This window comes from Streptomyces sp. NPDC102270 (assembly GCF_044766405.1).
Classification (GTDB): Bacteria; Actinomycetota; Actinomycetes; order Streptomycetales; family Streptomycetaceae; genus Streptomyces.
In genome coordinates this window covers 360,868-379,850 of record NZ_JBIWLX010000006.1, presented here as the reverse complement: position 1 = coordinate 379,850, position 18,983 = coordinate 360,868, and the positions used below count along the sequence as shown (strand labels likewise).

Here is an 18,983-nt window from a genome sequence, read left to right as displayed (position 1 = left end):
GTTCCTTTCCTCGGCAGTCAAGACGCCCTGAAGTCGCCGCCATGACCGGTGAGGTTGCCGCGCCTCGACGAAAACAACCGAAACTTTCGCTGCCGCCGCTCGCGCACTCACCGATTGACGTGCTGTTTCCCACTCGTAACACTCCGAAGGCGCGCACAGCCCCCAACAGAAACCCCCACACCCCCACACTCACAGGCGCGACATGCGCCCTCGTATCCTCCTCGTCGCCTGTCTCTCGCTATTGCTGGCCCTGCTCACCGCACCGCCCGGTTCCGCCCACTCAGGAGCACCGCCCGTGAACCACCCCAAGTACGCCGGATATCTCTTCGCCTACTTCACCGGCGAGGGCACCGCCGACGGCGAGCAGATCCGCTACGCCCTCAGCCGCGGCAACGACCCCCTGCACTGGCGCGAGCTCAACCAGGGCAAGCCGGTCCTGACGTCGACGACCGGCGAGAAGGGCCTGCGCGACCCCTTCGTGATCCGCTCCCCCAAGGGCGACACGTTCTATCTGATCGCCACCGACCTGCGCATGTACAAGAACAGCAGCGGCAGTTGGGACGACGTCCAGCGGCACGGCAGCAAGTCGATCATGATCTGGGAGTCCACCGACCTGGTCCACTGGACCGACCAGCGCCTGGTGAAGGTCGCCCCGGACAACGCGGGCAACACCTGGGCACCGGAAGCCTACTGGGACGCCGGCCTCGGCGAGTACGTCGTCTTCTGGGCGTCGAAGCTGTACGCCGACGACGACCCCGGGCACACGGGATCGACGTACAACAAGATGCTGTACGCGACCACCAAGGACTTCCGCACCTTCAGCGCGCCGAAGGTCTGGGACGACCCCGGCTACTCGGTGATCGACTCGACGGTCGTGAAGTACAAGGACACCTACTACCGCTACACCAAGGACGAGCGGGACCCCACCTCCAGCTCGCCCTGCGCCAAGTTCATCACCGGCGAGAAGTCGACGAGCCTGACCTCGACGACGTACGACCTGGTCGCGGACTGCATCGGCAGCGGGGCGATGGACCGCGGTGAGGGGCCGACGGTGTTCAAGTCGAACACCGAGAAGAAGTGGTACCTGTTCATCGACGAGTACGGCGGCCGCGGGTACGTCCCCTTCGAGACCACCGACCTCGACTCGGGCAGGTGGACCCCGTCCACGAACTACCAGCTCCCCGCGAGTCCCCGGCACGGCACGGTACTTCCGGTGACGCAGAAGGAGTACGACCGGCTGCTGGCCGCGTATCCGTCGACACCCGCCTCGGTGGTGGACGCGACGGCCAAGGGCCAGAAGGGGTACGCGATTGTCACGGAGGCCGCGTCGAAGGTCGTGCTGCCGGTGCAGACCGACACCGACCTCACGCACCTCGCTCCGAAGATCGCCGTGGGTGAGGGCGCGAGCATCGCCCCCAGGTCCGGTACCCGGCGCGACTTCCGCAGGCCGCAGTCGTACACCGTGACGGCCGCCGACGGCACCAGCCGCAGTTGGACGGTCGAGGCGGTGCGGACCGGCAGCCCCGTCCTGCCCGGCCTCAACGCCGACCCGGACGTGCACTATCTGAACGGCGAGTACTGGATCTACCCGACCACCGACGGCTTCAACGGCTGGAGCGGGACGCGGTTCAAGGCCTACTCCTCCAAGGACCTGGTCCACTGGAAGGACCACGGGGTCATCCTCGACCTCGGCGCGGACGTGTCGTGGGCCGACAAGTACGCGTGGGCGCCGGCGATCGCGGAGAAGAACGGCACGTACTACTTCTACTTCTGCGCCGAGCAGCAGATCGGTGTGGCGGTGGCGGACTCCCCCGCCGGTCCCTTCAAGGACGCGCTGGGCAAGCCACTCGTGGCCAAGGGCGGTTCGCTGCAGGGCCAGATGATCGACCCGGCCGTCTTCACGGACGACGACGGGACGTCGTACCTCTACTGGGGCAACGGGCACGGCTATGTCGTCCCGCTGAACGACGACATGACCTCCTACGACGCTGCCGCCGTGAAGGACATCACCCCGGACAACTTCCGCGAGGGTTCCTTCGTGATCAAGCGGAACGGCACGTACTACTTCATGTGGTCCGAGGACGACACCCGCAGCGAGAACTACCACGTCGCCTATGCGACGGGACCGTCCCCGCTCGGCCCGTGGACCAAGAAGGGGACGATCCTGTCCAAGCGTGCCGAGTACGGCATCCTCGCCACCGGCCACCACTCCGTGGTGAACGTCCCCGGCACCGACGACTGGTACATCGTCTACCACCGGTTCGCCCTGAACGGGCCGGGGAAGCCCGGCGGCGACGGAATGCACCGCGAAACCACCGTCGACAGGCTGGAGTTCGCGGCGGACGGCACGATCAAGCCCGTGGTGCCGACCCTCGAGGGGATCCGGCCGGTGCGGAACTAGCTCACGAAGTACGTCGGGTTCGGGAGCTTGTACGTCCTGTCGGCGTAGCCGCCCTCCAGGTCGGAGTACTGGTCGCCGAAGTTGGCGATGATCTCGTACCCGAGGTCGTTCTCGATGTGCGCGCGGGTGCCGGACTTGTACTGCACGGTGGTGCAGGTCCAGGTGCCCGGCGTGGCGCAGGCGCTCAGGTAGGCCGGCGGGTTCGCCTTGTTCTTGAGGAACACGTGGTCGGCGTCGAGGTTCACATCGGCGCCGATCTTCTTCAGGTTCTCGACCGCGGCCGCGCGCTGGGCCTCGCTGAGGCCCGAGTTGTAGAAGACCTCGACGCCCTTCTTCTCGGCGTACTGCACGAGCTCGGGACTGCCGAAGACGGCCGGGCGGTCGGCCCGGTTCACGTAGTCGGCCCACGTGGTCGCGTTGTACGTGTAGTTGTAGCGCTTCTCGTAGTCGAGGCTGAGCAGCAGCGTGTCGTCGATGTCGAAGACGACGGCGGGCTTCTCGCCCCTGTGGTGCGCCTTGCGGGCGGCCTGGTCGATCTGCTTCTTCGCGGCCTTGTCGATGGCCGCGAGGTCCTTGGCGTACGGGCTGGTGGGGGACGCCTGGTAGACACCGTTGGCGTCGGCCGTGGTGCCGTAGTAGGTGTCGATGTCCTTGACCAGGACGCCGATGTTGTAGGGCTCGTGCGTGGAGTTCGCCGTGGACTGACCGGCGGTGGCCGCGCCGGCGCCGTAGAGGGCGCCCGCGGCGACGGCACACGCCGCGGTGGCGGCTGCGATACGCAGTGACTTATGCATGACAGAGGTTCTACGCGCGTCACCATGTCGGGCGCGAGACCCGCCCGGTAAAAAACGGGTCAAGCGCCCTGTGCCGGTTCTTTCAGAGGCCCCTCAGTTCATGGTCGCGCCGATGGTGGTGCTGCCCGTCGTCAGGAAGGTGGTGGCGGGCAGGGTGCCGCTGGAGCTGCGGGCGTTGTACGTCGTCGAGGCGTCCGTCGACTTGAAGGCGGGGGTGCTGATCCCGCTGTCCCAGTTGTTGCCGGACGAGGAGACCTTGGAGCCCTTGCTCACCGAGCCGCCGCCGTTGCTCACCGCGAGGTTCTTGCCGAGCTTCGCGGAGCTGGTGGCGAAGTAGTAGCCCCACTTGCTGTTGGCGTAGGCGGTGGTGCGGTTGATGACGATGGCGCCGGTGTTGGAGTTCTCGGTGAATCCGTTGCCGGCGTTGCCCCAGGCGGCGGAGTTGTTGATGACGTGCGCGACGACCTCGCCGTCCCCGCCCAGCTTGTAGCCGTTGCCGTCGCCCGCGAAGGCGGAGTCGGACCAGCGGTTGACGCCGTTGCCCATGGACCAGGTGTGCTCGACGGTGACGGGCGAGGAGAAGGACCAGAAGTCGATCCCGTCGTCCGAGTTGTTGTAGAGGCGGGCTCCGGTGATGAGGTTGCCGCTGCCGGAGCCGAACTTCACGGCGATGCCGTCGGCGTTCTCGCCGTGGTTCGCGGCGTCGTAGTTGCCGTAGGAGTCGATGTTCTTGACGGTGTTGTTCACGGTCCCGTCGCCGGTGAGCGTGAAGCCTGAGTCGCCGCCGTTGATGGTCTTGATGTTGTTCCAGACCGTCCCGGTGCAGGACTGGCAGACGACCGCGCTGTCCGGGGAGTTCTGGAAGGTGATGTTGGAGACGTTCCAGTAGTCGGCGGTCAGCTTGAAGATCCAGTCGCCGTCGGGCAGCGACGAGCCGTCGATCTTCACGGTCTCCGAGCCGTACGCGGTGAGCGTGACCGGCGCGGAGGAGCTGCCGTTGGCCGTGGACTGGAGGGTGGCCGTCGGGTAGTAGGTGCCGCCTCGGACCTGGATGACGGTGCCGGCGGTGGCGTTCTTGATGGCGTTGGACAGGTCGGTCGAGTTGCTGACGACCACGGTCGCGGCCTGCGCCTGGGTGGGCAGGACGGCGAGGCCGACGCCCAGGGACAGGGCCGACAGGACGGTGAGAGCGGTACGACGAGACATGGAGTGCGGGTCCCTTCTCGTGGGGCGAGTTGATTCACCGCGCCGACTGGGCGCAGTTGCGGAGAGTTCTGATGCGTTTCACTTGGTGAGCGCCGGGCAAGAGCCAAGACCCGATTGCAGTGCAAGGCCTTTCTCCTTCAGGGCACCGGGCAGGTTCCGTCCCGGCTGGTGTTGATCGCGTCAGACTTCCCCACTCGTCGAGCGGGAGAGCAGCGTGAGCCAGGAACCTCCCCGCGTGCGGGGAGAGGGTTCAAAGGACGGCATCGAGCCACGTGAACACCTCTTCTTGCATGCGGTTGACGAAGACATGGCCGAGCCCCGGCCATGTCTTCAACCGCAACCGCTCCTCGGCGTGGCGGGAGTGCCAGACGGCGCGCAGCTTGTCGTACGCGACCTGGACGCCGTCGGCGGGGAACAGCGGGTCAAGGCCGCCGTTGAAGAAGAGCATCGGCCTGGGGGCGGCGATGCTCGCCACGTCGGGGAAGTCGAGGAACCGGGGCAGCCCCGGGTGGAGCATGTAGTAACTGGACTGCCCGCGCAGGGTGTTGTTGCCGGGCACCATCATTTCCTTGAGGCCGGTCATCCAGCAGACGGCTGCCGTGGCCGTGACGGCGTCGGTCAGCGCGGCGGTCTGCCAGGCGCGGTAGGCACCCATGGAGAAGCCGACGGCCGCGACCCTTCTGGCGTCCACCCTCTTCAGGCCGGCCAGGAATCCGGCGGCGCGGGCGTCCTCGCGGGCCATGAGCCCGGCGAGCGAGGAGCCGAGGTTGTAGAAGTTGCTTGCCAGGGCCTGCTGTTGGTCGTAGGTGACGGGTCCGCGGTCGCCCCAGCCGAGCGCGTCCGCGCACAGGACGACATAGCCGCGCCGGGCCAGCTCGTCGCCGACGAACCGGCCGCTGAAGTACTTGTCGGCCCAGGACTGCGCGGAGGCGAGCCGGGTGTCGTCGTACCAGGGCCGGACCAGTTTCTCCTTGCCGATGTCGAACTTCGCCCCGTGGTCGTGGAGCAGCAGCACGGCGGGGAACGGACCGGGGCCGTGCGGGGTGAGCAGGGCGGCCCGGACCCGCTCGTGACGGGTGAGGGAGAGCGTGACCAGCTCCCGCGTGTAGCCGTCACCTCGGTCTCGGTCGGTGAACTCGGTCGCGTACGGCGTCCCGTCCTGGCGGTCGACGAGGAGGTGTTCCTCGACCACGACCCTGGCTCTGGTCCGCCAGGCCCTGAAGTCCCGCACCGGCGAGGTTCCCCAGGCCAGCGGGAAGGTCAGCTCGGCCTTGAGTGCCGGATGGAAGTCGGGCAGCGGGCCGTCCACGACCCCGGCCTCGGCGGGGCTCACCGCTCCCCCGGCCAGCGCGGCCGCTCCGGCGCCCACCACGAACGCCCGCCGCCCCAGCGGGTCACCGGCGCTCATAGGGCCTCCAGTCCCCGAGATAGGTGCGGCGGGTGTGTACGGCGGCCTCTTCGGCGGTCAGCTGGGGCCGGTTGTCGGGGACGGAAATCACCGCTCCCGGACCGGAGTTGGCGTACTCCCGGAAACGCATGGTCTGCCAGGGGTAGGCCTCGCGCATGTTGGTGTAGGGCGCGACCGGGTCGATCCCGGGCCCGATCCGGGAGTTCCGCACGACGAGGGACGGCCAGGCGGTCGTCTCGTACGACGGCACCCAGGGCCGTGCCAGTTTGTACGCCCCGTCCTCGGCACCGGAGGTGATGCGGGAGCGGACGGCGAGGATGCCGTACGGGTTGGCGCGGGCCGTGGAGGGGGCGAAGACCATGCCCTTGGGGGTGAAGCCGACGTCCCGCTGGAGGGTGTGGAAGTGGCACTCCTCGAAGACGGCGGTGGCCCGGCCGAAGACGAAGTCCACGTCCCCCTCGATGTGACAGCGGCGGAAGTACTGCCGGTCGAAGGCGGTGAGCGCGGTCGTCTCGACGAAGAGGGTGTCCTGGTGGGCCAGGAGCCGGACGTTGTCGAAGTGGGTGCGGTCGCCGTAGGTGTAGGCGGCGACCGCCTGGGTTCCGGTGATGTCGGGATGGTCGGCGCGCAGCCAGTCGTTGGCGAGGGTGAGATCGCGGACGGTGAGGCCGGGGGCCGCGGAGGTGAAGGTGGCGGAGCCGGCGGTGCCGTAGGTTCCTGAACCGTCGGGCTTCTGGGTGCCGTTGGCGTTGTCGTGGACGATGACCGCGGCACGGGGGTCGGGGACGGCGCCGCGTACGGTCAACTCCGCCTTGTCGGCCGGGACGTTGACGACCTCGCGATAGGTGCCCGGGTGCACCACGATCGTCCAGCCGGGGCCGGTGACCGCGTCGACGGCGGCCTGGACGGAGTCGCCGGGGCGGACGTGCAGGACGCGGCGGGCGCCGGCGTGGGCCGGGGAGGCCGCCGCAAGGGCGAGTCCGGCACCGGCGGCCATGAAGGTCCGTCTGCGCATCTCAGCACGCCTCCTTCCACGGCTTCCAGTCGCCGAGGTAGGCCTCCCGGGTCGCCGACTCCGCCTGCTCGCGAGTGAGTTGGGGCCGGTTCTCCGGGACGGTGATCCGGGCGCCGGGGCCGGTGTTCCGGTACTCGGCGAACCGCTGGCTCTGCCAGGGGAAGGCGTCCGACATGTTGGTGTAGGGAGCGGCCGGGTCGATCCCGGGGCCCAGCCAGGTGTCCCGCACCACGAGCGAGGGCCGCGCGGTGGTGTCGGAGCTGGGCACCCACGGGCGGGCCAGCTTGTAGAAACCCTCCGGGGCCTCACTGCTGACGCGGCTCCTGGTGACGAGGTAGCCGCGCGGGTTGGCGCCCGCCGTGGAGGGCGCGAAGACGAAGCCGTACGGCGCCGCGGCCAGGTCGGTCCGGTTCAGGGTCCGGAAGTGGCAGTTCTCGTAGACGGCCGTGGTCCGCCCGAAGACGAAGTCGACGTCGCCCTCGGCGTAGCAGTGCGAGAAGTACTGGCGGGCGAAGGAGGTGAGGGCGATCGAGTCGGCGTAGAGGGTGTCCTGGTGGCCGAGGAAGCGGCAGTGGTGGAAGGCGGAGCGGTCGCCCTGGACCTTGATGGCGACGGCCTGGGTGCCGGTGATGCCGGGGTGGTCGGCGCGCAGCCAGTCGTTGGCGAAGGTGATCCAGCGGGCCGTGAAGCCGTCGGCCTGGACGGTGGTGGTGGCCGACCCGGTGGTGCCGTAGGTGCCGCCGCCGGGCTTGGGGGTGCCGGCCGCGTTGTCGTACACGATCACGACGTCCCGGGGGTCCTCGGAGGCGCCGATCCAGGTCGTCTCGGTGCGGGTGACGTCGACCGCGACGGTCTCCCGGTAGGTGCCGGGGGCGAGGACGAGGGTCCAGCCGCTACCGGTGGCGGCGGTGACGGCGTCCTTCACGGTGGCGTGGTCGCCGCGGCCCTTCGGGTCGACGTAGAGGGTCTGCGGGGTGAGCCGGGCGGTGGGTGATCCGAAGCGGCCGAAGGGGCGCCGGGCGCCGGCGTGCGCGGGGGCCGGTGCGAGGGCGAGCGCGGCCGCCGCTCCGGTGCTCGCGATCAGGAACCCTCTTCTGGACAGGGGGAGTCGGGTGTCGTGCGAGGGCATGCGGGTGCTCCTTGGACATGCGGCTCAGGGGTGTGGGGTGCCTCGCGTGGGGGGTGAGGTGGGTGGCCGGGGCGGCCGCTGGATTCCGCCCCGGCCGGTCATGGGGGCGGTGTCAGCAGACGTGCCCGGCGCCCGCGCCGCGGTCCACGATCCCCGGCACCTTCTTGGCCGGGTCGATCTTCGTGCGCAGGGTCGGCGTCCAGCCCGCGCCGGACTCCAGGGTCTCGGCGGGGATCTCGGCGTTGTGGACGGCGATCAGGTCGGTGGGCTTGCCGTTGACGTAGTTGTCGGCGGCGGTGAGCGGGGAGACGTTCCACCGCTTGAGCACCTTGGCCGCGCTGACCCCCTGCGGCAGGGTGAACGCGTTGTGCTCGGCGACGAGGTGGGACTCCTTGCCGATGCCGAAGCTGTAGGCGTAGTCGGTGTTGGCCACGAAGTGGTTGTTGTAGGAGTCGACCTGTCCGAAGCGCACGCGGGGGGCGCGCTCGACGAGGTTCGAGAACAGGTTGTGGTGGAAGGTGACCTTGAGCTTGCCCCGGTCGCCGGCCGCCGTGGACTCGCTGTCGCTGTTGCCGATCAGGATCGTCTTGTCGTGCTCGGTGAAGACGTTCCAGGAGGCGGTGACGTAGTTCGCGCCCCGGACGATGTCCAGCTCGCCGTCGTGCTGCTGGTAGAGCATCCCGAAGTAGGTGGGCGCGGCACTGTCGGGGTGGCTGCCGTCGGTGAAGGTGTTGTGGTCCAGCCACACATGGGTGGAGCCGTAGACGACGGCGGTGTCGTACTCGGAGTTCCAGTTGCCCTTGGCACCGTCGGTGGGGTCCCACTGCGGGAAGCAGTCGATGGGGCTCTCGAAGGTGAGGTTGCGGACGATGACGTTGTCGACGGCCTTGATCTGCAGGCTCGCACCCTTGAACCCGGCGTTCTTGCCGACCCCGATGATCGTGGTGTTGGCGGGCACGTTCGCCTTGATGGTCTGGTCCTGATTGGCGGCGGAGACGCGGCGCAGGCCCTCGGGGCTGTCGTCGGGCTCGCCGCTCAGGTCGGTGTCCAGGCCCCAGGCCTCGGGTGAGTACTTCGCCAGGTAGGCGTCGAAGTCGTACCCGGGCGCGGCGAGGGAGTCGCAGCCCTCGGAGACCGCGTCGATGGTCCCCTTCACCTTGATGATCTTCGGTGCGGTGCCGCCCGCGGCGAGGGCGGCCTTGAAGCCGGCCCAGTCGGTGACGGTGTACACGTGGGCGGCGTCGGCGGCCGCGCCGCCTGTGGTGCCGGTGCCGTCGGAGGCCCAGCCGTCACCGGTGGCGAGGGTCTCGCGGGCGGTGTCGTGCCCCTTGGCCTGGGCGGTGGTGCCGGTGACCGCGAGGACCAGGGCGGCGCAGCCTGCCACGGCCATCGCCTTTGTCATGGCATGCCCATGCCATTTCTGTGCGTTCATTGTGCGGCTCTCTTTCGACTGCGAAGAAGGAGTGGTCAGGCGGCGGCCGGAGCCGGCCAGGTGATCCACGACTCGGGGATCCCGGCGTCGAGCCGGCGCACGTCCCGGGGCGCCAGCACTCGGTGCCGCAGCAGTTCACGCGCGACCAGACGCGCCACGGCGATGGCACCGGGCGGATTGAAGTGCGTGTTGTCCTGCTCGGTCGCGGTCCAGTTGAAGTACTTCTTGGTCTCCTCGACCCCGAGCCGCTGCCACAGGGCGAGCGACAGGGCCTGGATGTCGAGCAGCGCGACCCTTTCCTCTTCGGCGAGCGCCCGCATCGCGGCCGGGTACTCCCCGTGGGTCGGTAGGGCGTTGCCGCTCGCGTCGAACTTCCGCCGCTCGACGGGTGTGGCGAGCACCGGCCGGGCACCCTTCGCGCGGGCGCCGTCGATGTACCGCCGCAAACAGTCCTGGTACGTCGTCCAGGGCTCGGTGTAGCGGGTCGGATCGGCGGTCTTCTCGTCGTTGTGCGCGAACTGGATGAGGAGAATGTCGCCGGGCCGGATGAGGGCGAGGATCGCGTCGAGTCGCCCCTCGTCGATGAAGCTCTTGGAACTCCGCCCGTTCACGGCGTGATTGGCGACGGCCAGATCCTTGCGCAGGAAGAAGGGAAGGGCCATGCCCCAGCCGGTCTCGGGGGCGGCGTCGGAGTATTTCTGGGCAGCCGTGGAGTCGCCCGCGATGTAGAGGGTGCGCTGTTCTCCGGCTCGAGCGGTACCGGTCGCACTGAAAGCGACGGGCACGGCGGCAAGCGCCGCCACGGTTACTTGTCTACGAGTGAGTGACAACGTGCGTGACCTTTCCTACTCAGGGGCGCGGGGCTCTGTCGATATGCGGCTCCGCCGCGGGGCGCGACCAGCCACAACGAACCCGCAGCCGGCCGCACGGCGAACCCCCCGATGTCTCAGCCGTTCTGTTCCTTCCACTCCGCCTGAGCCTTGTTCAGCTGGTCGGCCATGGTGTCCAGGAAGTCCTTGGCGCTCATGTCACCCAGCAGCACCTTCTGGAAGTTCGGCTCGTTGTCGGCCTTGGAGATGGTGTTCCAGTCGGGCAGGTAGTACGGCAGCTGGACGATGGTCGTGGAACCGTCGGTCAGCGCGGCGGCGGCCAGCTTCGTGGGCTCGGCCTCCGAGATCCAGGCGTCCTTGGCGGCGTCGTTGTTCGACGGCACCTGCCCGGCGGACTTGTTGAACTTCGAGTTCTCCGCGGCGGAGGTCGCGAACTCGATGAACTTCCAGGCCGCGTCCTTGTTCTTCGAGCTCTTGAACACCCCGAGCCCGTCGACCGGGTTGGACACCTGCACCCGCTTGCCGGAGGCGCCGATCGGCTGCGGAATGCCCCGGAACTTGCCGACCCCGAGCGCCTTCACATGGTCCTGGTACGACCCCAGGTTGTGGTTCAGCATCCCGATGGTGCCGGAGTCCCACTGGGCGACCATCTTGGTGAAGTCGTTGTTGAGGTCGGCCGCCGGAGTGACCTTCTTGTACAGCGCCGCGTACTTTTCCAGCGCCGCCACGTTCTTCGGGTCGTTGACGGTGGTCTTGTCACCGTTCCAGAAGGAGGTGATCCCGCTCTGCCCGTACATCGCGTCCAGGGCCTGGGCGATGGACCCGGCGCCACCGCGGATGGTGTAGCCGAACTCGTTCTTCTTGGCGTCGGTGAGCTTGTCCGCGGCCTCGTAGAACTTGTCCCAGGTGGTCGGCTCGTCGAGGCCGGCCTTCTTGAACAGGTCGGTCCGGTAGTAGAGCACACCGTTGTTGGCGGAGGTCGGGATCGAGTACAGGGTCCCGTCCCCGCCCCCCGACGCCTTCAGCACGCCGACCATGTCCTCGTTGAGCTTGCCGTTCAGGGAGGACTTGGAGAGCCGGTCGTCCAGCGGCTCCAGCGCGTTCTGCGCGGAGAACCCGGCGAGCATGGCCGCACCGACACCGCCGACGTCCGGCAGACCGCCGCCCTGGATGGCGGTGTCGACCTTGGACTGGTACTCGGTGGACGCGATGCCGACGTACTCGACCTTGATGTCGGGGTTGGCCTTCTGGAAGTCGGCGATGACCTCCTTCCAGATGTCGGTGCGCACACCGCCGTTGTTGTCCCAGAAGACGATCTTGCCCTTGCCGCTGCCCTCGTCACCCTTGTCACCGCCGGCCCCGCTGCCGTCGTCACCGCAGGCGGTGACGGTCAGCGCCAGGACGGACCCGAGGGCGACGGCTATGGCAGCGCGCCTGCTTCTGCGGATACTGATCTTCATTGATCGGCTCTCTTCTTCTTCTGATCCAGCGGAGATGTGACGTTGTGGGGGGAAGTCGGTGGCCGGGAGGACGTCAGTGGCGGGCGTGGGGGGCCCAGCCGTCCGTGCCCTTGAGGTAGTTCGCGACGGTGTACGTCCTCGCGTCGGCGGCACCGAGCTGCGGCCGGTCGGCGCTCGGGGCCGCACCGGGCCCGGAGTTGCGGTACTCGGCGAACCGCGCGTCCTTCCACGAGAAGCCGCTCATGTCGGTCCACGGCGAGGTCTTCACCGCGGCCGGCAGTTCGGTGTCGCGGATCACCACCTGGGCCACGGCGGCGGGTTCACCGCCCGGGTGCCACGGCCGCCCCAGGTGGAAGGACTGGTCCGGCGCGTCGCTCACCACCTTCGACCGGGTGATCAGGAACCCGTACGGATTGCCCGTCCAGGTCGAAGCGGCCGTGATGTAGCCGTTGTTGGATTCCGAGCCCCGGCTCAGCGCCCGGATCACGGACCGCTCGATCACCGTCGTCGCCCGGCCGTAGATGAAGTCGACATCGCCCTCGATGTACGAGTCGCGGAGGTAGACCCGGCTGATCACGTCCAGCTTGGGGCTGTCGGTCATCAGCGTGTCCTGGTTGCCCAGGAAGGCGGTGTCCTCGAAGACGATCCGGTCGCCGGTCGTCTTCATCGCGAGGGCCTGCTCGCCCTTCAGCTCGACCGCGGCCTCGTCGAAGTCGTTGCTGAAGGTGAGGTGGCGGGCGGTGACGTCGTTCGCGGCGATCCGGACCGTCGCGCTGCCCGTCGAACCGCCGTACTCGGCGGGGGTGTCGTAGACGATGACGGTGTCGGACCGGTCCTGTCCAGTCCCCTGGAGCACGATCCTCGGCTTGGTCGCCGGGATGTACACCTTGGCCCGGTAGATTCCCGGCGCGACGGCGATCGTCACCCGCTCGGCGTTCCGGTCGGGCACGGCGTCCACGGCGGTCTGCACGGTCGGATAGTCACCGGGGACGTGCAGGGTCACACCGATCCGCTGCTGCGGCCCGGAGAACCGGGACACCAGCGAGGGCACTGCGGCGGCCGGGTCCAGCCGGTAGGCGTAGAAGGAGCGCGGGTCGAATGCGGTTCCCCACGCGTCCGTTCGCCCGCTCGTGTGCTTCAGGATCGAGCCGCGCTGCACCAACTCGGCGGTGGCATCTGCCTGGTAGGGATGCTGGACACCGTCGTAGTAGCTGTTCTCGATGACCATCTTGGTCTTGCCGCGCGCCCAGTTCCCGTATGTCCACACCGGGTCGCCGTCGGCGACCTGCGAGGACAGGTAGTTGTTGTACAGGTGGGCGTAGGCGAGGTTGTCCGCCGAGGGGTTGCGCTGCTTGGTGCCGCGGAACCAGTTGTGGTCGATCGTCATCTCGGTGAGGACATTGGTGGTCCAGCCGATCCCGAACGCCTTGTTGTGGTTCGTGAACTGGTTGTAGGAGACGGTGATGTACCGGCTGTCCTTGCGGATGTCGAGCAGCCCGTCGCCCATGTGCGTGAAGCGGTTGTGGTCGATCCAGACGTGGTCGACCGTGTCCATCTGGATCGCGTCGAAATCCGTCGTCTTGCCGTCCCAGTCGCCCTCGACGTAGGAGTCACGGATCGTCAGGTTGCGGATGATCACATTGTGCGTGCCGGGGTTCAGGTGCAGCTCGCCGTGGACGATCTCGCCGGTGTCGCCGACGCCGATGATCGTCTTGTTCGAGCCGACCACGATGTCCGAGCCGAAGGGTTCGACGGCTATCGTGCCCGAGACCCGTATGACGTACGGCTCCTCGGCCGCAGCGTACGCCGCCAGCGAGGCCTGGTCGGTGACGGTGACGACCTTGCCTCCGGCCCCTCCGGTGGTGCCGCCGGCAAGCGAGGCGAAGCCGTGCGCCCGGTCGCTCCAGCGGTCGACCGGGGCCTTCTCGGCGGTGACGGCCCCGGCCTGTCCGATCACCCCGAGGCTCAGCGCGGCCACCAGGCCGAGCACAGCGGCCAGGACCATGCCGTATCCCGGTCTCTGCAAGCGCTTGCTATCAAGGTGCTGCGTCATTGCGGCTCCCAACAGGCTTACGGGTTCGGTGCGTTACAGGTGGTCGATCCTGAAGTGCGAGAAGGTTGCCGCGCCGGCGTGTCCTCCTCCTACGGGCGCGAGGGCGAACAGTCCGAGCAGGGCTCCGACCCAGCGCCAGGGGGTGGCCGCGAAGACGGGTCCGCTGGGACGCGGGCCGTCGCCGAGGTCGTAGAAGAACCTGCAGCGGGCCCCGGCGCCGATCTCGATCCGCAGTCGCACGTGTTCGGCGAGGGCGAGGCGCGGATGGTCGGCGTCCCGCTCCTGCTCGGCGACGCCCTCGGCGAACCGGTGCACGAGATGGACACCCCCGTCGGCCCCCCGCTGGAGTCCGATCCAGCTGAAGGCGTCCCCGAGGACGGCGAGACCGGCCCGTGCGCCGGGTTCCTCGCTGTGCAGGCGCAGTTCCACCTCGACCGCCGACGGGGTGCCGGGCAGCCGCTGGGTGAGGACGTTCGGCAGTTTGCGCAGGTCGTGCGCGTCGGCCGAGCGGACGCAGGCGAGCCGCAGCCCGTCACCGGAGTGGTGGGTGGCCCAGCCGGGCTGTGGGTTGGCGGTCCACTGCCACTGGCGGCCGAAGCGTCCGCCGGGGAAGTCGTCGTCGGTGGCGGGCGCAGCGTCCGGCTGCGGCGGCAGATCGGGCCGTTCGTGTAAGGCGACGGGGGCGCCCTCGTCACCGAGCACCGGCCAGCCTCCCCCACTCTCGGCTTCGCTCGAGCGGGAGGTGCCCCCATCGTCCCAGCGCATCGGCTGGAGGTGGACGACCCTGCCGTAGGCGCCCCTGTGCTGGAAGTGCAGGAACCAGTCCTGGCCGGACGGGGTCCGCACCCAGCCGCCCTGGTGCGGCCCGTTGACGTCGGTGTCCTTCTGTTCCAGGACGACCCTCTCCTCGTACGGCCCGAAGAAGCCGCGCGAGCGGAAGGCGCCCTGCCAGCCGGTCTCCACTCCACCGGCGGGGGCGAGGATCCAGAACCAGCCGTCGTGCCGGTAGAGCTTGGGGCCTTCGAGGGTGAACCAGCCGGGGATCCGGTCGCCGTCGACGATCACCTTGCCCTCGTCGAGGAGTTCACGGCCGTCGAGGTCCATCCGGTGGCCGGTGAGGCGGTTCTTGACGCCGGAGCGGGACTTGGCCCAGGCGTGCACGAGGTAGGCCTCGCCGGCCTCCTCGTCCCACAGGGGGCACGGGTCGATCAGGCCCTTGCCCGACTTGACGAGGTGCGGACGGGTCCAAGGACCCCTGATCCCGGGCGCGTTGACCTGGAAGATGCCCTGGTCGGGGTCGCCCCAGAAGATCCAGAACCGTTCGTCGTGGTAACGGAGGGACGGCGCCCAGACCCCGCAGTCGTGCCGGGGCTTGGTGAACTCCCCGGCGGGTTCCAGGCGCTCGAGGGCGTGGCCGATCAGGGTCCAGTTGACGAGGTCGCGGGAGTGCAGCAGCGGGAGGCCGGGGACGCGTCCGAAGCTGGAGGCGGTGAGGTAGAAGTCGTCGCCGACGCGGATGACGTCGGGGTCGGACCAGTCGGCGTTCAGGACCGGGTTGGTGTACGTCGACGGAAGGGCCGGGGTCGGGTGGGTCACTGGCTGACCGCCTTCCGTACCAGGGCCGCCGCTTCGAGCCGGGGCAGGCGTCCGTCGGCCACGACCGTGACGATCCGTCGTACGACGGTCTCGCCGGTCGGGATCGGCAGCCTCGCGTCGGAGGCCAACGAGGAGCCCACGCCCGGGTATTCACCGGCGCGCACGAACCAGGGGTCGCGGCGGGTCTGTTCGGTGGCCCCGGCGAAGACGAGCGTCCAGGTGGCGCCGGTGAGGGCCACCCAGTCGGCGCGGGTGCCGTGGATCACGTCCTCGCCCTCACGGTCGACGGTGAAGACGTCCGGCGCCGCCTCTTCCTTCCGGGCCCGCCAGAAGAAGCCGCCGTAGGCCGCTCCCGGGCGGCCGTTGGTGGCCGGGCTGCCGATCGACAGCGCGTCCCGGGTGACGTTGGTGAGAGAGAAGGTGAAGTCCAACGCCCAGGCGGAGCCGGTCAGTTCGGTGGCCGCGACCGTACGGCGCTCGCGCAGCAGCTCGGCGCCCGAGGCGATCCAGCGCAGCTCCTCCACGAAGCCGTCGGGGTCCCGGAGCTGGAAGGAGGTGTGGCGCTGGGCACCGTGGTTGTCGAGCTCGGTCGGGCCCTGGTCGCGGACGTAGGTGCGTCCGCCCCAGAAGTTGTGCCCCTCGACGTCGGGAACGGCGACACCGACGCCGAGGTGGTGGATGTGGTCGGTCGGGCTGAGTTCGGTGACCGCCGTGCCGGCCAGGGTGGTGACGGGGTGCAGATAGGGGCGCGGGGAGAGCCGGGCGGGCAGCTCGGGCCGGGTGACGTAGCGGCCGACCGGGCGGCCCGCGACACGCAGGACCGGGGAATCGGGGGTCGTCATGTGCTCACCTCGTTCGCGACATGTGGCCGGGCCCAGTCGGCGCCCAGCTCCGAGTAGAGGGCGAGGTTGTCGGCGGCGGCCGCGACGAGTCCGTCGATGCCGGGGACGACGCGGCGGTCCTCGCCGGGCAGCAGGTGCCAGGCCGTGGCCGGGAGCGGGGTCGGGTCCGGGGCCGTCCGGATCGCCTCGACGACCTTCATGAAGGCGCCCGTCACCTCCGGGACGACCAACAGGTCGTCGCCGTCGGTGACATGGTCGACCAGGTTCTCCAGCAGGTCGGTGCGGCCGTACTCGTACTCCTCGGGGCCGTGGCCGGCCCGCTGGAGCAGCACGCGGTCCTGCTTGTACCAGTAGGTGATCCGGCCGCGGTCGCCGTGCACGACGACGTACGGCTCGTCGGGGTCCTCGGCACACAGGGTGGCGGCGACGGTGACCCTGAGGCCGTTCGCGGTGGTGACGCGGACGCAGGAGGTGTCGTCGGACTCGATGTCGTTGGCGCGCAGCAGCTCGGTCTCGATACGGGTGACGTCCTCGGCGCGGGTGGTGCCGTTCAGGGCGAGCGCGGTGGCGACGGCGTGCGCGAGGGGGTTGGTCAGCACGCCGTCGATCACGTCGACGCCGTTCATCCGCCGCTTGCCCGCCCAGGGCGCGCGCCGGTAGTACGCCTCGGCGCGTGCCCAGGCACCGGCTCCGCCGATCCCGGTCACCTCGCCGATCGCGCCCTCTCCGACCAGCTCGCGGATCGCGGGCACGGCGTGCGAGCCCAGCGACTGGAAGCCGATCTGGCAGGCGACCCCGGCCGCGGCGACCCCGTCGGCCATGCGGCGGAACTCGGCGTACGACGGGGCGGGGGGCTTCTCCAGCAGGATGTGCACGCCCCGCCGGGCCGCCACGAGCGCCAGGTCCGTGTGGGTCGGGATCGGGGTGCAGATCACCGCGATCCGGGCGCCGGTCGAGTCGAGGAGCGCGCCGAAGTCACCGGACTGCTCGGGCGTGCCCAGCCCGTCGGGGATCTCGTCGCCGGTCAGCGGGGTCAGCTCGCAGATCCCCGCCAGTCGTACGATCCCCTTGTCCTGCAGCCTGCGGATGTTCTCCAGGTGCCAGCGGCCGTGGCCGCGCGCGCCCGCCAGGACGATGTCTACGGTGCTCATGGGATCCTCCCCGCGCCCGCGCCGTGCGCCACCTGTCGGTCGGCCGCCTCGGCGCTGTCGATCTTTGTGTGCAGGGTAGGCGTCCAGCCGACGTCCGCCGTGAGATCACGCTCGCTGCCGGAGTTGTAGGCGTTGTGGATCGCGAGCAGGTCCACCGGATAGCCGTTGAAGAGGGTGCCGCTCTGGTGCAGGGCGCTGCCGTTCCAGCTCTTGACCAGGTCTGCGGCCTCGATGTGGCCGGGGGTGTGGAAGGCGTTGTTCTCGGCGTAGATCGCGGACTCGGTGGAGACGCCGAGGGAGTACCGGTAGTCGTCGCCGTCCGCGAGGTACCGGTTGTTGTAGACGTGCACCTGTCCGAAGCGGACGCGGGGCGCGCGCTGTACGACGGAGTCGAACTCGTTGTGGTGCAGGGTGACCCGGAGTGTGCCGCGGTCGCCGGTGGCCGAGTCGCTGTTGCCGATGAGCATCGCCTTGTCGTGGTCGGCGAACCGGCTCCAGGAGACGGTGACCAGGTCGGAGCCGTTCGTGATGTCCAGCAGGCCGTCGTGGCGCAGGTAGTTGCGGGCGAAGTAGGTGGGCTCGGCGGAGTCGGGGTGGCCCTTGTCGCTCAGGGTCACGTGGTCGACCCACACATGGGTGGCGCCGGCCAGCCAGATGTTGTCGTACGCCGTCTTCCAGTCGCCGAGGCCGCCGGTGTTGGGCTGCCAGACGGGGAAGCAGTCGTAGGCGTCGCGGAGGTCGAGGTTGCGGATGATGACGTTGGTGGCGTTCCTGACCTGGAGGCTGCCGCCCTTCAGGACCGCTCCCTTGAGCCCGACGATCGTGGTGTTGGAGCCGACGAGCAGCTCGACCCGCTCGGCCTGCTTCCTCGCGGACGCCTGGCGGGCCTCCTCCTGCGGGCCGCTGGGCTTGGCGGAGCCCCAGGTGCGGGGGTCGTAGGCGGCGAGGTACTTCTTCAGCGAGTAGCCGTCGGTGGCGTAGTCGGCGCAGTCCAGGTGGTCGCCGTCGTCGTCGGTGTTGGCGTCGACGCTCCCGGCGATCCTGATGATCTTCGGCGTGTCGCTGCCGCCGTCGAGGGCGCGGACCAGTCCGGCCCGGTCGGTGACGGTGTAGACGTGATCCGCGTCGGCGGCGGAGCCTCCGGTGGTGCCTTCTCCCTCCGAGGCCCAACCGTCGTTCGCGGGCAGGGTGTCCCGGCTGATGTCCCGGGCCTCGGCGTGAGCGGGGAGACAGAACAGCCCCACCATGCCTGCGGCGAGAACGACGTGACGGAACCTCATGTCCTCACCCCCCTGCCAGAACCGCAGACCGACGGTTGCCGCACACCCACGGCCACACCCGCCGTCTCGGAGGCCTCGGCGCGGACGGGGAGGCCGAGCGCCATCGCGCCTGCGAAGCGCTCGACCCGACGCGGCCTCGCCCTCACTCCACCACCGGATCCGAGATCCACCCGCGCACCGGCGGCCCGGCACACAGACACCCCGGCCCGACCGCGACCGACGGCCCCATCCGCCGCGCGAGCGGGCAGGCAGAGTCCCACCACACCTGCAGCTGGCCCGACTTGACGCGACCTCGCTCTGACCCCCCTGCCAAAGCCGAAGGCCCACTGATCCCGGACACCTGCGACCCGACCGCGACCGACCGCCACACCCGCCGCGCGAGAGGG

The 18,983-nt window shown here is 69.3% G+C and carries 14 protein-coding genes; 1 reads left to right on the top strand and 13 read right to left on the bottom strand.

From position 1 onward, the window contains the following. The first annotated feature begins 202 nt into the window (after window positions 1–202). Window positions 203–2,401 carry a family 43 glycosylhydrolase gene (locus tag ACIRP7_RS14540; RefSeq protein WP_403658115.1) on the top strand — a complete coding sequence of 733 codons (2,199 nt, stop codon included), beginning with the start codon at window positions 203–205 and terminating at the stop codon, window positions 2,399–2,401. Here ACIRP7_RS14540 and ACIRP7_RS14535 read toward each other — a convergent pair. From ACIRP7_RS14535 to ACIRP7_RS14475, 13 genes are all read right to left on the bottom strand, one after another. Beyond that, on the bottom strand, window positions 2,398–3,195 hold the full coding sequence (locus tag ACIRP7_RS14535) for an HAD family acid phosphatase (RefSeq protein WP_403658112.1): 798 nt from the start codon (window positions 3,193–3,195) through the stop codon (window positions 2,398–2,400). The genes ACIRP7_RS14540 and ACIRP7_RS14535 overlap by 4 nt on opposite strands. 93 nt (window positions 3,196–3,288) lie before the next feature. Continuing rightward, on the bottom strand, window positions 3,289–4,401 hold the full coding sequence (locus ACIRP7_RS14530) for a chondroitinase-B domain-containing protein (RefSeq protein ID WP_403658109.1): 1,113 nt from the start codon (window positions 4,399–4,401) through the stop codon (window positions 3,289–3,291). Between the two features lie 250 nt (window positions 4,402–4,651). After that, window positions 4,652–5,809: a dienelactone hydrolase family protein gene (locus ACIRP7_RS14525; RefSeq protein WP_403658106.1), complete on the bottom strand. Its 1,158-nt coding sequence runs from the start codon at window positions 5,807–5,809 to the stop codon at window positions 4,652–4,654. Then, window positions 5,796–6,824 (bottom strand): pectinesterase family protein, encoded by a 1,029-nt coding sequence (locus ACIRP7_RS14520; protein WP_403658104.1) that lies wholly within the window; start codon window positions 6,822–6,824, stop codon window positions 5,796–5,798. Before ACIRP7_RS14520 ends, ACIRP7_RS14525 begins: the two co-directional genes overlap by 14 nt. Before the next feature lies 1 nt (window position 6,825). Next, entirely contained in the window at window positions 6,826–7,953 is a 1,128-nt protein-coding gene (locus ACIRP7_RS14515) for a pectinesterase family protein (RefSeq protein WP_403658101.1), read from the bottom strand. Window positions 7,954–8,065: 112 nt separating this feature from the next. Further along, entirely contained in the window at window positions 8,066–9,385 is a 1,320-nt protein-coding gene (locus tag ACIRP7_RS14510) for a polysaccharide lyase family 1 protein (protein ID WP_403658098.1), read from the bottom strand. A 35-nt stretch (window positions 9,386–9,420) separates the two neighbouring features. Next, window positions 9,421–10,215, bottom strand: a complete 795-nt coding sequence (locus tag ACIRP7_RS14505; protein ID WP_403658095.1) for a rhamnogalacturonan acetylesterase — start codon at window positions 10,213–10,215, stop codon at window positions 9,421–9,423. A gap of 116 nt (window positions 10,216–10,331) precedes the next feature. Then, the gene (locus tag ACIRP7_RS14500; RefSeq protein WP_403658092.1) at window positions 10,332–11,675 is read right to left on the bottom strand and encodes an ABC transporter substrate-binding protein; all 1,344 of its coding nucleotides are present in this window, start codon (window positions 11,673–11,675) and stop codon (window positions 10,332–10,334) included. A 73-nt stretch (window positions 11,676–11,748) separates the two neighbouring features. Further along, window positions 11,749–13,728 (bottom strand): pectinesterase family protein, encoded by a 1,980-nt coding sequence (locus tag ACIRP7_RS14495; RefSeq protein ID WP_403658089.1) that lies wholly within the window; start codon window positions 13,726–13,728, stop codon window positions 11,749–11,751. Window positions 13,729–13,761: 33 nt separating this feature from the next. Beyond that, window positions 13,762–15,324 carry a family 43 glycosylhydrolase gene (locus ACIRP7_RS14490; protein WP_403658086.1) on the bottom strand — a complete coding sequence of 521 codons (1,563 nt, stop codon included), beginning with the start codon at window positions 15,322–15,324 and terminating at the stop codon, window positions 13,762–13,764. Beyond that, entirely contained in the window at window positions 15,321–16,166 is an 846-nt protein-coding gene (locus ACIRP7_RS14485) for a PmoA family protein (protein ID WP_403658083.1), read from the bottom strand. The genes ACIRP7_RS14490 and ACIRP7_RS14485 overlap by 4 nt, the downstream gene beginning before the upstream one ends. Then, window positions 16,163–17,317 (bottom strand): Gfo/Idh/MocA family protein, encoded by a 1,155-nt coding sequence (locus tag ACIRP7_RS14480; RefSeq protein ID WP_403658080.1) that lies wholly within the window; start codon window positions 17,315–17,317, stop codon window positions 16,163–16,165. The genes ACIRP7_RS14485 and ACIRP7_RS14480 overlap by 4 nt, the downstream gene beginning before the upstream one ends. Continuing rightward, window positions 17,314–18,597, bottom strand: a complete 1,284-nt coding sequence (locus ACIRP7_RS14475) for a polysaccharide lyase family 1 protein (RefSeq protein ID WP_403658077.1) — start codon at window positions 18,595–18,597, stop codon at window positions 17,314–17,316. Before ACIRP7_RS14475 ends, ACIRP7_RS14480 begins: the two co-directional genes overlap by 4 nt. Between the last annotated feature and the right edge of the window lie 386 nt (window positions 18,598–18,983).